We start from the raw sequence: 17,709 nt of genomic DNA, 5'->3' as shown, positions 1-17,709 counted from the left end.
TATGAAACATTAAATGGCTATTTTTTTAATTAAATTATGATCAATACCACGGGTAAATAATGAAAATAATTATACTCGGTGCCGGGCAAGTTGGTGCTACGCTTGCTGAAAACTTAGTTGGCGAACAAAACGAAATTACCGTTGTTGATATAGACGGTAACCGATTACGTGAACTTCAAGATAAGTACGACTTACAAGGGGTTATGGGCCACAGTGCGCATCCTGATGTATTACGCCGTGCAGGTGCTGAAGATGCCGATATGATTATAGCGGTAACCAGTTCAGATGAAGTGAACATGGTTGCATGCCAAGTGGCGTACAGTATTTTTAAAACGCCCACTAAAATTGCCCGCATTCGCTCAGAGCAATATTTAAAATACCGCGAAAAACTATTTCAAAACGATGATTTACCAATCGATCATTACATTGCTCCCGAAGCACTGGTCACTAAGTATATTCGCCGTCTAATTGACTACCCTGGTGCTCTGCAAGTATTGCAGTTTGCTGATGGCATGCTCTCGTTAGTAGCCGTAAAAGCTTACTATGGGGGTTTATTAGTAGGTTATGCGTTATCTGCACTTAAAGAACATATTCCTAATGTAGAAACTCGTGTTGCCGCTATTTATCGTCAAGGTAAAGCAATCAAACCACTGGGTACCACCGTTATTGAAGCCGATGACGAAGTATTCTTTATTGCCGCTACAAAACATATACGCGCAGTAATGAACGAGCTACAAAAACTTGAGCGTTCGTACAAAAAAATTATGATAGCTGGTGGCGGTAACATTGGGGCAGGCCTTGCCCGCTCACTTGAAAAAAACCACACCGTTAAACTAATTGAACGCAGTAAAGAACGTGCCGAGCAACTCTCAGAAATGCTCGATAACACGGTCGTTTTTTGTGGTGACGCATCTGATCAAGAACTGCTCTCAGAAGAGCATATTGAACAAGTCGATGTATTTATTGCCGTAACCAACGACGATGAAGCAAACATTATGTCGGCCATGCTTGCAAAACGTATGGGCGCACAAAAAACCATGGTACTTATTCAACGTGGAGCTTACGTTGATTTGGTACAAGGCGGCGAAATAGATATTGCCATATCGCCACAACAAGCAACTATATCAGCGTTATTAACGCACGTACGCCGTGGTGATATTGTTAACGTGTATTCACTGCGTAAAGGCGCAGCAGAAGCCATTGAAGCGGTTGCTCATGGTGATGAAAACACATCTAAAGTGGTTGGTCGTGCGATTGCCGACATAAAACTTCCTGCAGGTACAACCATTGGGGCAATAGTACGTAATGACGATGTGTTGATAGCTCACGATGATACAATTATTATGTCGGGCGATCATGTCATCATGTTTTTAATCGACAAAAAACACATTACCGTTGTAGAAAAACTATTCCAAGTAAGTGCTATATTCCTTTAAATAGTTACTCTAATTAGTTAATTTAATACACAAAAAAGCCGCTGACTAAGGCGGCTTTAATGGAGTATGCTTAAATATTGATTACTGTACTTTTGAAAACTCTTCTTTAGAGATTTCACCATTACCATCAGTATCCAAATCATCAAAAATCTTTACAAGCTGAGGGTTAACCTTTGCTTCTTCCATTGTAATAGCACCGTTACCATCTGCATCAAAAGAGGCAAAATCTACTGCGGCATATGCTGCTGATGAAGATGCTAAAACGATAACTGCAAGTGTTGTATTTAATGTTTTCATAATAATATTCCTAGTAATATGGGAAGTCCTTTTCAAAGATCCCTGACTGTGAAAAATGTTTAATCTGAAAAGATTAATTAGTAATTAGCGAATTCTTCTTTAGAAAGCTCGCCGCTACCGTCGGTATCTAGCTTAATAAATTCAGCCATTAAATCTGTATCGACTGCCGCTTCGCTTGGGCTAATTGTGCCGCTACCATCGATATCAAGGCTGTCAAAATCTGATGCTGCAAATGCAGCGGAAGAAGATGCTAGTACTATAAGTGCTAATGCTTTATTTAAATGTTTCATAACTTAATCCTTCAATGTTCTATCAAAAAAATTGCTTCGTTTAACTTAAAACGTAATTTTTCACTTCCTTGTTATCCTCTTTCGTAAGCTCCCTTGCCTACTTAGGTGTCTTTGGCAACTCAGGATAAATACTTTTTAATTAAGCTTCTGAAAATTCTTCTTTTGATAACTCACCATTTTGGTCAGTATCAAGCTCAGAAAACATGCTCATTAGCTTTGCATCAACTGATGCTTCTGCTTGGCTAATTGTGCCACTGCCGTCTACATCCAGTGTGTCAAAATCTGTTGCAGCAAAAGCGGCTGAAGAAGATGCAATAGCGATAAGTGCTAAAGTTTTATTAATGCTTTTCATAATATGTATCCTTCAAATTTATGTGTGTGCGATTAAGTATTTCACTTTGAATCACGATTTCGTTCAGTACACTTAGACTATTACAACTTAGATGCCAACATTTAAAAATTAATAATTTTCAATAAGTTAAATATAAAACGTACAACAAGAAAGCGTTTTTAGAATAATTATTGTTGCCCTTTAGCAACACGTTTTAAAGAGATGGCATTAAAGTCATTAAAAACATATAGTTATGTTTATATAAAAAGATACATTTTTAAATGTACGGTTTTAAAAGGAGGGATTTTAAAGAATAATTGAGATAAATTTTAACGAGGAAGCTTTAATAACAAAAAATAAGCTGTAAAAAATAATACGTAATCAGTTGTTTTATTTAAATAATAATTTTAATTATGAAAGAGAAAAAAAAATTTTATAAATACTGACGTAAAATGCCTTTTTGTTGCAAATAAGCGAAAACCTATTTATTCAACGGTAGGCTCAAGCGCAGAAGGGTCTATAAAATGCTCTTTCATAAAGGCTTTCATTTCATCCTCGCTTGCTAGTAGCTTAATTCCACAGTGCACGCCTGCGGCATGCTCTTTAACACTGCAAATTTCACCTTCAAAATCTTTATCACTGCTATTAAGTACGACAGTGCATTGCATATCTTTAATACTTTCAACTTGCTGATCGCCTCTAATATCAAACATTACACCAGTGAGTGAAATGTCTTTAATAAGGCCTTCAAGTACCCTATCGTCACTTAGCTTTAGCTTTGCAGGTAATAAGGTAGGTATGCGTGTTTGTGAGCGTAGCGCAAATAACTGCACTTGCTTTGGAAAGTTTATAAACACGAGTTTAGCGGGATGAGAGGCTACCGACATAATTTGCTGGCGAAACGCAATAACTTGCCCACCACTACCTTCAATAAGCGCTCTTACAACAACCATTACGCCATCACGTAAATAGTCACTCGCCGCAGGTAAACGCTTTGCATTGGGATAATTTAAAATAATAAACTGTTTATCGAGTAAACCAATTAATTCAGTTTTAACACGCTTACTGCTTGTAGGTGTTAATATTTCTAGGTCGACTAAGCTGCCTACACTTATATGCTTTAGCTTTTCTAAATTTGTTGGCATATCCCTTTCCCAATAGTTCGTAATTTAAAACTTAAGCCGCTCGTTTATCCACGCCAAAAAGTAGGCGTAAATAACACTAATAAAGTAAATATTTCTAAACGACCAAACACCATTGCAATGGTAAGCAACCATTTAGCACCATCGGTTATAGCGCCATAATGCGACGCTACATCCCCCAGACCTGGACCTAAGTTATTTAAACAAGCCGCAGTGGCTGAGAACGCAGTTATGTTATCCATACCCGTGCCCATAAGCGCTAACATAATAATAATAAACACCAACGCATATGCAGAGAAAAATCCCCACACGGCTTCTACTACTTTGTCTGGCAACGCCTTTCGACCCAGCTTGATTGAATATATAGCCCGTGGGTGCACCAAACGATTAAGCTCACGCACACCCTGCAAGTAAAGTAAGAACACGCGCACTACTTTCATACCACCACCAGTAGAGCCTGCACAGCCACCAATAAAGCTCGAAAATATAAGTAAAATAGGTAAAAACAAAGGCCATGTTGAAAAGTTATCAGTAGCAAAGCCTGCTGTTGTACTCATAGAAACAGCCTGAAATAATGCCTGATCGAGGGTTTCATCGCCATTAGCAAATATTTCGTTAGAGGAAAGTACGGTAAAACAAATAACCACCAGCGCTAATTGAATACACAAAAACACCTTAAACTCAGGGTCTCGAATATAAACTTGTATGTTACGACTGGCCACTGCGGCGTAATGCAGGGAGAAGTTAACAGCGGCAATAATTAAAAAGAACACACAAATAAAGTTAATTACAGGGCTGTCAAAGTGCCCCATGGAAGCATCGTAAGTAGAAAAACCACCTATCGCGACCGTTGAGAATGCATGACATATCGCATCAAACCACTCCATCCCTGCTGCCCAATAAGCCAGCATACAAGCAATAGTCAGCGACACATAAATATACCAAAGGTGCTTTGCTGTATCGGCAATTCGCGGGGTCATTTTGGAATCTTTTACAGGCCCAGGTATTTCAGCGCGATATAACTGCATACCACCAACACCTAGCATGGGGAGTATAGCGACAGCGAGTACGATTATACCCATACCGCCAAACCACTGGAGTTGCTGACGATAAAACAACACCGACTTAGGTAAGTACTCAATACCGGTAAGTACTGTAGCGCCGGTGGTTGTTAAGCCAGAGAATGCTTCAAACACCGCATCGGCGAGCGATAAATTAGGTTCTTGTAAAAATATAAGCGGCAAGGACGCAAACGCCCCAAGTACCAGCCAAAACAAAACAACAATTAAAAAGCCTTCACGTGCTTTTAAGTCACCGTTTTCATGGCGGTTTGGGTAATAAGCCATCATGCCAATAACAACACTAAAGATAAATGCTAAAACAAAAGGAACACCACCACCGTCTTTATATATTAAAGATACCAGTGCCGGAGGCACCATGGTAATACTAAACAGCGCAACAAGTTGGCCAAGAATTTTTATGATGGTACGAAATTGCATTTAGCTTGTCGCTTTTATTATTAGTAAATTCAGGCTGAGTAGTATCAACCAAATTAAATAGGGTCAGTATGCATTACATGCAATTTGTGTAGGTTATTACTCTTTAATAGTTAACTCAACTGCGCCGTGACTTAAATCAAAAATATCTTTGATTGCTTGCTGAGCTTCGCGGCTATCTATTGTAATCACCCATTCAATATTAGCAGTAAATTGCTTATCAATATTAAGCACTTGATACTTTGTTTTTAATAACTGCTCAATCGCGCCTTGCATGCTGTACTCACTACTCCCAGTAATTTCAACACTGGGAACTTTAAGTACCGTTTGCAATTTTACTAATGCATTATTTAATGAGCCACCATAAGCACGTACTAACCCGCCCGTGCCTAATTTTATGCCGCCAAAGTAACGTGTAACAACAGCTGTGATTTCGCCAAGGCCTGAACCCACCAGCACATTTAACATAGGCTTTCCTGCAGTGCCATTTGGTTCACCATCGTCCGAAAAACCATAAACATGGCTGCCACCGGGGTTGCCTGCCACATGTGCCCAGCAGTTATGACGCGCATCGCTATACTTTTCTTCAATGCTTTTAATAAATGCTTTAGCTGAATTTAAATCGGGGGTATGTGCAATGTGAACTATAAACGTACTTTTTTTAATTTCTTCTTGATGAAAAACGTCAGCAGCGGGATATTTATATTCAGACATATTTTAAACTTGTAAAAAGGGGGCCAAAAGGCCCCTTTAAATAATGTACGTATTTTAACGTGTATAAACTAATTAGTGTTAACTAGAATTAATCGAGCGCTAAATCTCGTGTCATATTCTCTAAGCTATCTTCGTGAACAATAATGTTATCTTCAATACGAATACCGCCAAATGGTTTAAATGACTCAATCTTTTCCCAATTAATAAACTGCTTATTATCGGTTTGCGCTAAATCACCAAGCAGTGAATCAATAAAATATAAACCTGGCTCAATAGTAAATACTTGGTTTTTTTCAATCAGGCGAGTACAACGCAAGAACGGATGCCCTTCAGGCGATGGCTGATGTGTGCCCTTTTCGTCACTCATAAAACCACCCATATCATGCACTTGTAAACCTAGGTGATGCCCTAGTCCATGCGGGAAGAAAGTAGAGGTAATTTTACGCTCAACAATTTCCTCAGCGGGTAGGTTAACAATTTTAAAGTCACTGAGTATTTGTGCAATACGGTTATGGCACTCAACGTGTAAGTCACCATAAAGCATACCCGGCTTTAAACCTTTACCTAACTCTATTTGTTGAACTGTCATAGCTTGTACAAGCTCAGCAAACTCACCCTGCTTTTTAAAATCATACGTACGAGTAATATCAGCGGCATAACCATTAAAGTTTGCACCAGCATCAATTAAAAATGAGTTATGAGTGTGTGGCGCTTTTGGATCAAAGTGGGTGTAATGCAAAATAGCGCAGTTTTCGTTAAGCGCAACAATGTTGCCGTACGGCATTTCATTTTCGCTTTGACGTGTTGCCATTAAGTACGCTTGCTGAATATCGAACTCGCTACCACCATTAAAGAATGTGTCGCGTGCAGCTTTATGCCCATCTACTGCAATGCGGTTAGCGTTGCGTAAACATTCAAGTTCGTACTGCGTTTTATAAGCGCGGTGGTAATGAAAATAGTTAAGTACAGGCTCAGGGTTCATAATACTAAAACCAAGTGCTTGCGCTACTTCAATATATTCGCCCATGTAAGCGTATTTAGCTTTATCGTATGGTAATAACTTTTCAACTTGATCAGGCTGAAGTAATAGCTCTATATCAAAGTACTCAGCCCAAAAGTCGCGAGGCTCGTCTGGTACTTTATGCCAAAAATCTACTGGACGATAAAATATTAGTTTTGGTTTGTCGCTGCCATTTACCACAATCCAGCAATGAGGATTGTCAATAACCGGTAACCACGCTTTAAACTGTGGATTAACTTTAAATGGATAATACATATCATCTAAAAACTGGCGCTTAGCTTGGCCTGAATGAATTACTAATCCTTCTAACCCTTCGCTATTACAAATTGTACGAGTACGCTGTTGAAGTGTTGCAATATGTTCGGCGTATAAAACGGCTAATTTATCCATTGTTAATCCATCTGTTAAATTTAACTTGCTCTGAGTCTACCACTTAAACACTAAGCGCTCAAAAAAGGGGGATATTTAACATGTAAACATCCCCCTTATTAATACCTATACCAATCGTGTTAAGTTATTGGTCGATTGGTATCATATATTCAACCGCCCATTTTCATTTCGAGTAGCGGCGCTAATACATTACCTTCTCGGCCCATTCTTGTATGGTAAACCTGCCTGTACGCAAATACATTTTTTACGTAATCGCGGGTTTCGCGATACGGAATAAGCTCTACCCATAACTCAGCCGGAATAGCGTCATCAGGTAACCAACGCTTTATACGATGATATCCTGCATTATAAGAAGCTGTTGCCAGCACTTCATTGCCATGGTTTTTCTTTTTTAAGTATTGTAAGTAACTAGTACCTAACCTAATATTTGTTTTAGGTTGATATAAACGACTACTTGTCACACTGCCTTTATTTACATACTCAGCAGTACTAGGTAATAACTGCATTAAACCACGCGCATTAGCATGCGAGCGTGCATCTGGCGCAAAAGAGCTTTCGCGCCTTGCAATAGCAATACTCCAGGCAACATCTATCTTGCTACGTTTACTGTAGCGCTCAAAAACATCTTGAAACGCAAACGGAAAACGTTGCTCTACGTTATCCCACGCTTTAATTTTTGCTAAAGTAAAAATAGTACTGTCGTGCCAACCTAAATCGGTAGATAGTTGTGATGCTGCTAGCTTTTCTTCATCGCTAGACGTATCCGTTAAATAATTCCACTCACGGCGCGCCGACGTAAAGCGCTCAATATCATAAAGTGCTTTTGCACGCTTAAAGCCGGGGGCATTACTTACTTTATCTACAAGTACCTTATCGACTGCTAAAGGTTGATTATTTAAATCAACGGGCAAACCTAAACGTGCTGCTGCTAAAAAGCCGTAATAATCACGATTAGCCGCTACTTTTTTCCAAATATCGTCTGCTTTTTGCTGCTCGCCACGTTTAGCATAGCTATAAGCTAACCAATATTGCTGGCCAAGGCTTAAATCCTCTTTACCTGTAAAAAACGCAGCAATCCCTTCCCAATCTTGGGTTTTGAGCATATTGCCCAGTTGCCATTGAATAAGCTTGCTGTCTAATCGCTCTTTCGGCACTTTATTTAGCCAAAAGCTCGCTTGCTTATGCCCGCTTGAAGCAAGTGACAACGCAAAGGTGTAATACACGTCAGCTTTATCTTCATCACTATACTTAAATATTTTTTCTAGTTTTTCCCATGCTTTTAAAGCAAGCTCTTTATCGCGCCAAACCAAACGCTTAACACCATAAATTGCTATTTGGCCTTCTTTAGCCGACTTATTTTTATATCGATATAATCCAGCTGCCGTGCTTGGATCTTTTCGCACTTTTAGATATAAATCAGCTAAGTAACGATCCTTACTTGGCAATAAAGTTTTTAAGTAAGGTAATAAGCTTTGCGTCCCGCCTTGTGCAGCAAGTGTTACACGCTTCCAAACCGTTTCTTCTTCCATGTAGCCTTTTTTACGCCACGTAGAAAACAAACTATCACAGCCATTAGGTTGCGATTTACCAACGGCCCATAAGTCGGTCACCTGATTTAGAATCGCCTTTTCAGGCGCGCCCAAGTCGAGCTGAAAATCTAAATAAGTACAGGTAAGCCCAGTATTAGAAGTTTCACGGTAGTTGCGTATGTACGCCGCTTTTTCATTGTTCTCTTTTAAATACTCCAACCACGCTTTGCGCACAGGCCACTCAAGCGGTGTATGCTGATATATATTTAAATAGTCTTCTATCTCTGCCTGATGCTTAATACTCGGGTGACGTTGCCAATATGTTTTTTCAACATACGGTTTTAACGGATGATTTAGGTTACTAACCGCTTGTTTAAAGTCTTGGTAACTTCCATACCTTACTTTTTTTTCGGCATCTAAAAAGGCATCGTTATCGATACTTGCCTCGGCAGAGTGAAGAGGGAAAATGAATGCAGCTGCCGCAACACTTAGTAAATATTTTTTCATAATGTCCTTTAATAAAAATTAAAGTAGTGAATAAAAACTTTTCAACCACCTTAGCACCAAACCAGCTATATTTTAACCAGTCGATTGTAACCGAGTTAAATTTTTCGTTGCATTTTTAATTTAAAGCAAGCACACTGATTGAAATGCAAACTCATCGTACCAGTCTTAGTTCGTCAACTAGGGAGAATAATAATGTTATATAAAAGCGATTCCTTTGAAGTTAGCTTCCTAAAGGAAAACATCGCCGAGTTTAAGTTTTGTGTTGCAGGTTCTGTAAACACATTATCTCAAAAAACTCTTTCAGATTGCGCAGCAGCATTAAAAGAATTAGCTGCCAATACTGATATCAAAGGCATGATTTTTACCAGTGATAAAGACCACTTTATTATTGGTGCCGATATCTTCGAATTTTTACCTACATTTACTAAACCTGAAGAAGAATTAGTAGTGTGGATCAAAAACGCAACCGACGTTTTTGATGCAATCGAAGATTTACCATTCCCAACTCTAAGCGCTATAAACGGTATGGCACTTGGCGGTGGTTGTGAGTGGGCACTTGCTACCGATTATCGCGTGGCAAGCGAAACAGCTAAAATGGGCCTACCAGAAGTTAAACTTGGCATAATGCCAGGGTTTGGTGGCACAGTGCGCTTACCACGTATCATTGGCGCCGATAACGCGATGATGTGGATTACCTCAGGCGCAGAAAACCGCGCAGCAGATGCCCTTAAAGTAGGTGCGTTTGACGCGGTAGTTAGTGCTGACAAACTTTTAGAGTCAAGTGTATCAACACTTGAGCTAGCGATTTCTGGCAAGCTAGATTGGCAAGCAAAACGTAACGTAAAACTACAGCCACTTAAATTAAACCGTGTTGAGCAAGGCATGAGCTTTGCTATGGCAGAAGGTATGGTAATGGGTAAAACCAAAGGCCACTATCCTGCACCGGTTATGGCTGTACGTACTATTAAAGCAGCGGCAAACTGTACTCGCGATGAAGCAATGGCAATCGAAAATGCTAACTTTGCTAAATTAGCACGTACACCAGAAGCAGCTGCACAGACAGGTATATTCCTAGCTGACCAATACATTAAAGGTAAAGCACGTAAATTTGCTAAACAAAGCGATGTAGAAATTAAACAAGCCGCTGTATTAGGGGCTGGTATTATGGGTGGCGGTATTGCATACCAGTCTGCTTATAAAGGCACACCTATTATAATGAAAGACATCCAACAAGATGCGCTTGATTTAGGTATGGGTGAAGCGTCTAAGTTATTAGGCGCAAAAGTTAAGCGTGGCCACATGCCAATGGAAAAAATGTTGGCAACACTTAGCAAAATTAAGCCAACACTTAACGCGTCAGACCTACAAAGTGCCAACATTATTGTTGAAGCCGTTGTAGAAAACCCTAAAGTTAAGCAAGCAGTACTCGCTGATCTTGAAAAGACCATGCCAGAAGGTACGGTACTTACTTCAAACACATCAACTATTTGTATTGATTTACTAGCACAAGCGCTAGATAAGCCAGAAAACTTCTGTGGTATGCACTTTTTCAACCCTGTGCCAAAAATGCCATTAGTAGAAATTATCCGTGGCGCAAAAACCTCAGATAAAACAATTAATGCAGTAGTTGATTACGCACTTAAATTAGGTAAATCGCCAATTGTTGTTAACGATTGCCCAGGCTTTTTTGTAAACCGTGTTTTATTCCCTTACTTTGCAGGTTTTAGCAAATTAGTGGTTGAAGGCGCTAACTTTGCAAAAGTAGATAAAGTAATGGAAAACGTATTTGGCTGGCCTATGGGTCCGGCTTACTTACTTGATGTTGTAGGTATTGATACAGCATTCCATTGTACTGGCGTAATGGCTGACGGTTTCCCTGAGCGTATGGCGCGTGCTGATAAAGACCCTGTGACTATTTTTGCCAACGAAAAACGTTTTGGTCAAAAGAACAAAGCCGGTTTTTACAAATACGAAACAGATCGTCGCGGTCGTCTTAAAAAGTCTCATGACGAGACAGCAGTTGAGCTACTAAGCCCAATTACAGACGCACCAAAAGAATTTGATAAACAAGAAATCATCGACCGTTGTATGATTCCAATGATTAACGAAGTGCTACTGTGTTTGCAAGAAGGCATAGTTGCCTCACCGCAAGAAGCAGATATGGCATTAGTTTACGGTGTTGGTTTCCCTCCATTTAGAGGCGGCGCGTTCCGTTACTTAGATCAAACTGGTTTAGCTAACTTTGTTGCAGCAGCAGACAAATACGCTCACCTAGGTGCGATTTACCAAGTATCTGAGCAAACTCGCAAGTGGGCCGAAGAAGGTCGTGTTTTCTATAAGGTGGAAGGTTAATATCATGAATAATCCAGTAATTGTAGATTGTATCCGCACACCAATGGGTCGCTCTAAAAGTGGTGTATTCAAACATAAACGTGCTGAAGACTTAAGCGCACATTTAATGAAAGGCTTACTTGATCGCAACCCAGCAGTTGATCCAGCATCAATTGACGATATTTATTGGGGTTGTGTACAGCAAACATTAGAGCAAGGCTTTAACGTAGCACGTAACGCAGCATTACTTGCCGGTATCCCACACAGCGTACCTGCTGTAACGGTTAACCGTTTATGTGGATCGTCAATGCAAGCATTGCATGACGCTGCACGCGCAATAATGACAGGCGCTGGCGACACTTACCTAATTGGTGGTGTTGAGCACATGGGTCACGTACCTATGACTCACGGCAACGACTTTCACCCTGGCCTTGCAACAACGATTGCACAAGCATCGGGCTCAATGGGTTTAACAGCAGAATACCTTGCAACACTTCATGGCATTAGCCGTGAGCAACAAGATGAATTTGCTTATCGCTCACATCAACGTGCACAAGCTGCAACTGTTGAAGGCCGTTTCCGTCGCGAAATTTTAGCAATGGAAGGTCACGCAGCAGATGGTTCTCTTATATTAGTTGAAGACGACGAAGTAATTCGCCCAGAAACAACAGTAGAAGGCCTATCAAAGCTTCGCCCTGTATTTAATCCTGCATCGGGCACGGTAACAGCCGGTACGTCTTCTGCACTTTCTGACGGCGCATCTGCAATGTTAGTAATGAGCGAAGAAAAAGCAAAAGAACTTGGCTTACCAATTCGTGCGCGCATTAAAGCAATGGCAGTCGCTGGTTGCGATCCATCAATTATGGGTTACGGCCCAGTACCAGCAAGTAAAAAAGCACTTGCTCAAGCCGGTATTACAATTGATGACCTAGGCGTAGTAGAACTTAACGAAGCCTTTGCAGCACAATCATTACCTGTAATGAAAGATTTAGGGTTAATGGATGTTGTTGACGAAAAAGTGAATTTAAATGGCGGCGCAATCGCACTTGGTCACCCTCTGGGTTGTTCGGGTTCGCGTATTAGCACATCGCTTATTCACTTAATGGAAGACAAAAATGTACGATACGGTTTAGCAACTATGTGTATTGGTTTAGGCCAAGGCATTGCCACTGTATTTGAACGTGTTCAAGACTAATTAGTTTTAAACATGTAAAACCATCTTGGTGATTAAAAAGGCGGACTGATTTTATTCAGTTCGCCTTTTTTATTAGCTTTAATTAAGTGAAAATTATCAGCTATAACACCAGTATGTAGTACTACGGAATTATGTGATCGGGCGTATTATTAAATAACGTGTTTTGCAGCAATAAAGTTTCAAATAAAATGGGCATATTAAGATAAGTAAAATAGTTAAATTACACTTAAAATTGCGTTAAACTCCCAAACTTATTAATTGCTATACCTAAGCACTCGCGTACGCAGCAATCACTTTAATTAAACAGGTCAATTTATTATGAGCTTTGATAATCCCGATCACCAATTAGATGCCATAGGCCTTCGCTGCCCAGAGCCAGTAATGATGGTACGTGCTGCTATTCGTAAAATGAGTGATGGTGAAACTTTATTGATAACTGCTGATGACCCATCAACAACTCGCGATATTCCGAGTTTTTGTACGTTTATGGATCACACGCTGGTGGCTAAAGATGCAGAAGAAGCACCGTATAGGTATGTGGTAAAGAAAGGGCTTTAAATTATTTTATGGCTACTTATCGTTAATTTTCTCTATTTTATGAAGCCACTCATTAAAACCCGAACATTTATTTCGTATTGTTTCTACTCCAATAGCCTCAGCAATACGAGGGCCATGTGTTGTTTTTCTGTACCGAACAACAGACATAATTCTTTTTGATGGTGCAGTCTGCGGCGAATTATTTATCTTTTCAGGATCACCCCTAAACTCCTGTAATAAACCATCTGCCCACTCTTTAAGGTTTGCTTGTCTCATTATTAATGCAAAACTTTTTGGGCATGAAAATAATATACCTTCAAACTCATACATTTGCACAAAAGGTATCAATCGACCTCTAATATTTTCGCCTACAGCATTCAAAATACGCATTTCTAATGAGTGCTTAGTTTCGCCTACTACTTTATTTTTAAATCCATAGAAATCATAAAAAGTAGTTACATAATCAAAATTATTAGCTATTTTTTTCAGTTCGCTACGTACCTTATCTATATTTACATCACCTTGCATACATATTGGGGTCATAAACAAGTTTTTTTGAGCTAGATAAGGTGCTAAAACTTTTTTAACGAATATCTCTTCTGTTTGCCCTTCAACTGAAATTCCTATTCTTACCATTCTGGACGGCCCCCGATAAGATTTTTAGACCAAATATCTCCCATTGAAAAATCATCTAGCCATTCTGATAACTCATCTGTAGAAACTCTCTTAAATTCAGATTTACCTTCATTTTGATCGACTACAATGAAGTCATCAGGGTTAAACTTATTCGCAAAAGTTACCGACTGCGTTGAACAGATAACTTGATTATCCTTTGACGTTACTTTTACTATTTCTGCTAACTCATCTAATGCCGCAGGGTGTAACCCAAGCTCAGGTTCATCTAAGATAATAGTTTTTGGTCTTAGCGTTTCAGGCTGTAAGAATAAAGTAGCCATACAAATAAATCGTATTGTTCCATCTGATAACTGATTTGCTGAAAATGGTTCGTCATTTTGTTTATGTAACCATTTTAATAAGATGCGCTTTGAATTATCGCTCCCCCGTGGCTCCAAATAAAAATCATGAAAATATGGTGCTATATTTTGTATAGCCTCAACTATGTCTAAATATGCATTACTATATTCTTCTAAAGTTGAATGCTTTAGATAATATAAAAATGCAGCAATATTGCTTGCATCTGTATATAAATAGTCTACAGCATCAAGGTCACAGGCTTGTTTGAACCCTGCAGTATCACTAGTGTCGTGAAAGTGATAAACACGACAATCATTTAGATATAATTTTGTATATTTCTTCACATGGTGACTATCAGCTTTTATGCTATGTGCTAAGCCACTTTCTCCTTTAGTACCTTGAATAGAAAAACTTTTAGAAGAGCTTCTTATCGAACAATATTCCGTATTAAATATTAATGTATCGTCATTAATACCGTGTCCAAATGTTGCATGATAGCCATTATATCCAACGTCAATATCAATGCTTATTTCGTTAGTTTTCTTTGGCCCAAAATGAAAAAAAGCACTTGCTGATCCATGTTTTTGAACATAATTTTGTAGTTTACCTTCTGATAAGTGTCTCAAGAAAGTAAACAAGGAAATAAAATTTGATTTACCTGAACCATTCGCACCAATCAATATATTGATCGGTTTGATTTCTAGCTCAAAGTTTTTTATTGATTTGAACCCTTTAACAACCACTTTACCTAAGTGATTATTAGTTGAATCTGACATAACTTACCAACTTAACCAAAGTATGAATATACACCTAAAGCGAATTCCGAATTAGAACTAATATTTTATAGAGACTTTAACAGATGAATAAACTAACTACACTTAGAAACTTATAAATGAAAGGCTAAGCTTACAATTTATCTTTGCTCTACTTCTTAGTTATCGTTACTTGTGGCTTATCGTAGTCACTGTAATCAATACTTACTATGTATGTGCCTTTTATTGCTGGTGTGAAACTAAAGTAGTTATAAATAGTATTACAGTCTGCGATAGCTGGTTGGCCGAGTGTTAGGCTTTGCCCTGCTGGTTGTGCATCGCTGTAACCACAGTTGTAGCCTTCACTAAAATCGGCATCAGCTATTTTAAATTCGTACACTTTACCAGGCGTCGAAAATTTAACTTGTGCTTGATAAAGCGCTGGACCAACTGGCGCAAACTGATACAGGGGTTCTGCATCCCACAATGTAAAGTCGCCACGTAAGTAAATTGTGCGGTCAAGCTCTTGCTGTGGCAATACATCGTTAATCGAAATTTGGCTTGTACAGGCAGTAAGTAAACCAGCAATTGCTAAGGTTAAAATTCGTTTCATAGAAATCATCAATGGGGTTCCTTTGCATACAGTGAAAACTAAAAAGCCAGCAAAACGCTGGCTTTTAAAATTGCTAATCGGTGTTATTTTTGTAAAACAGAAATATCTGCAATACCTAAAAACAATCCGCTTAACTGGCTTAGCAGCGCAAGACGATTTTGCTTAACTGCTTCATCGTCGGCCATAACCATTACGTTGTCAAAAAAGTTATCAACACTTTCGCGAATACCTGCCAATTGACTTAATGCTTCTTGGTAGTTTCCATCTGCGTAAAGTGGTGCAAGGTCAGTGGCAAATTTTGCTACTTGTGATGCCAATACTTTTTCAGCGTCGTCGCTTAATAAGCTCTCATCAACACTACCTTGGCTGGTAATGTCGTTTTTAGCCAGAATATTACCTACACGCTTATTAGCTGCTGCAAGCGCTTCTGCTGCGTCTAATGTGCGGAAGTGGCTTACGGCTTTAACACGGCGATCAAAATCAACAGGTTTAGTCGGACGACGTGCAAGCACTGCTTGAATTACGTCTACTTCAATACCTTCGTCTTGATACCAAGCACGGAAGCGCCCTAGCATAAATTCAAATACGTCAGTTGATACATTTAAGTTAGTTAACTTATCGCCAAACAATGTTTGCGATTTAGCTACTAGGTCTAAAATATCAAGTGGTAGCTCTTTTTCTACCATAATGCGAAGTGCACCAATAGCAGCACGACGAAGAGCAAATGGGTCTTTGTCACCTTTAGGTGCTTGGCCTATACCAAAAATACCCACCAGCGTGTCAAACTTATCAGCAATCGCTACTGCGCAGCTAATTAAGTTTGTAGGTAAGTTGTCGCCTGCAAAGCGTGGCATGTACTGCTCGTTTTGCGCTACGGCTACCTCTTCGGCTTCACCATCGTGGCGAGCGTAATGCATTCCCATTACACCTTGCACGTCGGTAAATTCCATTACCATTTCAGTCATTAGGTCAGTTTTACTTAATAAGCCTGCACGCTGTGCTAGCACTTTATCAGCACCTAATTGCTCAGCAATATAACCTGCAAGCTCACTAATACGCTGAGACTTATCTTTAAGCGTACCAAGTTGCTTTTGGAACAATACGCTATCAAGCGATTCTAATCGGCTTTCTAGTGTTTTCTTTTTATCTGTTTCAAAGAAGAACTGTGCATCGGCTAAACGCGGGCGCACTACTTTTTCGTTACCAGAAATAACCACACTTGGATCTTTACTTTCTATGTTAGACACAAACAAAAACTTATTTAAAAGTTTGCCATTTTGATCTAATAACGGAAAGTATTTTTGATCGTCTTTCATAGTATAGATTAACGCTTCGGCTGGTACATCTAAAAATGCTTCTTCAAATGTTGCCGTTAAAGTAACTGGCCACTCTACAAGTGATGTTACTTCTTCTAGTAGATCTTCATCCATAGCAACAACAGCATTAACTGCTTTTGCAGCATCTTCTATTTGCGTACGAATTTGCGCTTTACGTTGTTCGTAATCGGCAATAACGTAAGCAGATTTAAGTACGTCAAAAACGTCGTCCGCATGGTTTATGCTAATTTTTTCTGGGTGATGAAAACGATGACCCTGAAGCTGGTTAGTTATTTTCTTACCAAGGATCTCACCTTCAAGTAACTCATCACCAAACAAAATAGTTACCGTATGCACAGGACGAATAAATTGTGTTTTATTCGCGCCCCAACGCATTGGTTTAGGAATTGGTAATTTAGCCAACGCTTTAGTAATTGCACCTGTCATTAGCGTTTTAGTTTCTTGCCCTGCTACTTTAGCAATGTGCAATAACCATGCGCCTTTGTCTGTTTCGAGTGTTTGTGCATCTTTTACTTCAATACCACAACCACGTGCCCAACCCATTGCTGCTTTTGTTGGGTTACCGTCACCGTCAAATGCGGCTTTAGTTGCTGGGCCGCGTTTTTCAACTTCTTTGTCTTGTTGCTTAGCTTCAAGCGCTTTTACTTGTAAACCTAAACGACGAGGCGATGCATACCAGCTTACGCCTTGGTGTGCTAATTCTAGTGTTTCAAGCTCTGCAGTTAAGTTTGCAGCAAACGCTTCTGCTAATTTACGCAGTGCTTTTGGTGGCAACTCTTCTGTGCCAATTTCTACTAATAAATTTTGTGCTGACAT

16 protein-coding genes are annotated in these 17,709 nt (G+C 39.4%); 4 read left to right on the top strand and 12 right to left on the bottom strand.

From position 1 onward, the window contains the following. The first annotated feature begins 59 nt into the window (after positions 1 to 59). Positions 60 to 1,436, top strand: coding sequence for a Trk system potassium transporter TrkA (gene trkA, locus AAEY62_RS15750; RefSeq protein WP_004335170.1), 1,377 nt, complete (start codon positions 60 to 62; stop codon positions 1,434 to 1,436). Between the two features lie 81 nt (positions 1,437 to 1,517). On the opposite strand, the gene AAEY62_RS15745 is transcribed toward trkA, so the two are convergent. From AAEY62_RS15745 to AAEY62_RS15710, 8 genes are all read right to left on the bottom strand, one after another. Continuing rightward, positions 1,518 to 1,733, bottom strand: a complete 216-nt coding sequence (locus AAEY62_RS15745; RefSeq protein WP_007584177.1) for an EF-hand domain-containing protein — start codon at positions 1,731 to 1,733, stop codon at positions 1,518 to 1,520. 77 nt (positions 1,734 to 1,810) lie between these two features. Next, a complete protein-coding gene (locus tag AAEY62_RS15740) occupies positions 1,811 to 2,023 on the bottom strand; it encodes an EF-hand domain-containing protein (protein ID WP_350635315.1) in 213 nt (70 codons plus the stop codon). 139 nt (positions 2,024 to 2,162) lie between these two features. Further along, positions 2,163 to 2,375, bottom strand: coding sequence for an EF-hand domain-containing protein (locus AAEY62_RS15735; protein WP_004335175.1), 213 nt, complete (start codon positions 2,373 to 2,375; stop codon positions 2,163 to 2,165). A 464-nt stretch (positions 2,376 to 2,839) separates the two neighbouring features. Beyond that, the gene (locus tag AAEY62_RS15730; RefSeq protein WP_024591286.1) at positions 2,840 to 3,499 is read right to left on the bottom strand and encodes a flagellar brake domain-containing protein; all 660 of its coding nucleotides are present in this window, start codon (positions 3,497 to 3,499) and stop codon (positions 2,840 to 2,842) included. Between the two features lie 44 nt (positions 3,500 to 3,543). Then, complete coding sequence (locus AAEY62_RS15725) at positions 3,544 to 4,995, bottom strand: TrkH family potassium uptake protein (RefSeq protein WP_007584186.1); 1,452 nt, start codon at positions 4,993 to 4,995, stop codon at positions 3,544 to 3,546. A 96-nt stretch (positions 4,996 to 5,091) separates the two neighbouring features. After that, entirely contained in the window at positions 5,092 to 5,706 is a 615-nt protein-coding gene (locus AAEY62_RS15720) for a YigZ family protein (RefSeq protein ID WP_007377640.1), read from the bottom strand. Between the two features lie 88 nt (positions 5,707 to 5,794). Further along, entirely contained in the window at positions 5,795 to 7,117 is a 1,323-nt protein-coding gene (gene pepQ / locus AAEY62_RS15715; RefSeq protein ID WP_008171989.1) for a Xaa-Pro dipeptidase, read from the bottom strand. A 149-nt stretch (positions 7,118 to 7,266) separates the two neighbouring features. Next, complete coding sequence (locus AAEY62_RS15710) at positions 7,267 to 9,153, bottom strand: transglycosylase SLT domain-containing protein (RefSeq protein WP_350635313.1); 1,887 nt, start codon at positions 9,151 to 9,153, stop codon at positions 7,267 to 7,269. 192 nt (positions 9,154 to 9,345) lie between these two features. Here AAEY62_RS15710 and fadB point away from each other — a divergent pair, with 192 nt between their 5' ends. From fadB to tusA, 3 genes are all read left to right on the top strand, one after another. Continuing rightward, positions 9,346 to 11,505 carry a fatty acid oxidation complex subunit alpha FadB gene (gene fadB / locus AAEY62_RS15705; protein WP_024591283.1) on the top strand — a complete coding sequence of 720 codons (2,160 nt, stop codon included), beginning with the start codon at positions 9,346 to 9,348 and terminating at the stop codon, positions 11,503 to 11,505. A gap of 4 nt (positions 11,506 to 11,509) precedes the next feature. Next, positions 11,510 to 12,679, top strand: coding sequence for an acetyl-CoA C-acyltransferase FadA (gene fadA, locus AAEY62_RS15700; RefSeq protein ID WP_007584192.1), 1,170 nt, complete (start codon positions 11,510 to 11,512; stop codon positions 12,677 to 12,679). Positions 12,680 to 12,997: 318 nt separating this feature from the next. Then, positions 12,998 to 13,237, top strand: coding sequence for a sulfurtransferase TusA (tusA, locus tag AAEY62_RS15695; RefSeq protein WP_007377644.1), 240 nt, complete (start codon positions 12,998 to 13,000; stop codon positions 13,235 to 13,237). A 12-nt stretch (positions 13,238 to 13,249) separates the two neighbouring features. Here the strand turns inward: tusA and AAEY62_RS15690 are convergent, their stop codons facing one another. The 4 genes from AAEY62_RS15690 to glyS form a co-directional block, all read right to left on the bottom strand. Continuing rightward, positions 13,250 to 13,852 carry a DUF4276 family protein gene (locus tag AAEY62_RS15690; protein ID WP_350635311.1) on the bottom strand — a complete coding sequence of 201 codons (603 nt, stop codon included), beginning with the start codon at positions 13,850 to 13,852 and terminating at the stop codon, positions 13,250 to 13,252. Next, a complete protein-coding gene (locus AAEY62_RS15685) occupies positions 13,846 to 14,967 on the bottom strand; it encodes an AAA family ATPase (protein WP_008138036.1) in 1,122 nt (373 codons plus the stop codon). Before AAEY62_RS15685 ends, AAEY62_RS15690 begins: the two co-directional genes overlap by 7 nt. A 148-nt stretch (positions 14,968 to 15,115) precedes the next feature. Continuing rightward, on the bottom strand, positions 15,116 to 15,565 hold the full coding sequence (locus AAEY62_RS15680; RefSeq protein ID WP_350635309.1) for an early set domain-containing protein: 450 nt from the start codon (positions 15,563 to 15,565) through the stop codon (positions 15,116 to 15,118). Positions 15,566 to 15,639: 74 nt separating this feature from the next. Then, complete coding sequence (gene glyS, locus AAEY62_RS15675; RefSeq protein WP_350635307.1) at positions 15,640 to 17,709, bottom strand: glycine--tRNA ligase subunit beta; 2,070 nt, start codon at positions 17,707 to 17,709, stop codon at positions 15,640 to 15,642.

It is taken from the genome of Pseudoalteromonas sp. GW168-MNA-CIBAN-0100, assembly GCF_040309225.1.
Taxonomy (GTDB): domain Bacteria; phylum Pseudomonadota; class Gammaproteobacteria; order Enterobacterales; family Alteromonadaceae; genus Pseudoalteromonas; species Pseudoalteromonas arctica.
The sequence above is the reverse complement of the archived record's forward strand: the minus strand, read 5'-3'. Positions and strand labels throughout refer to the sequence as shown.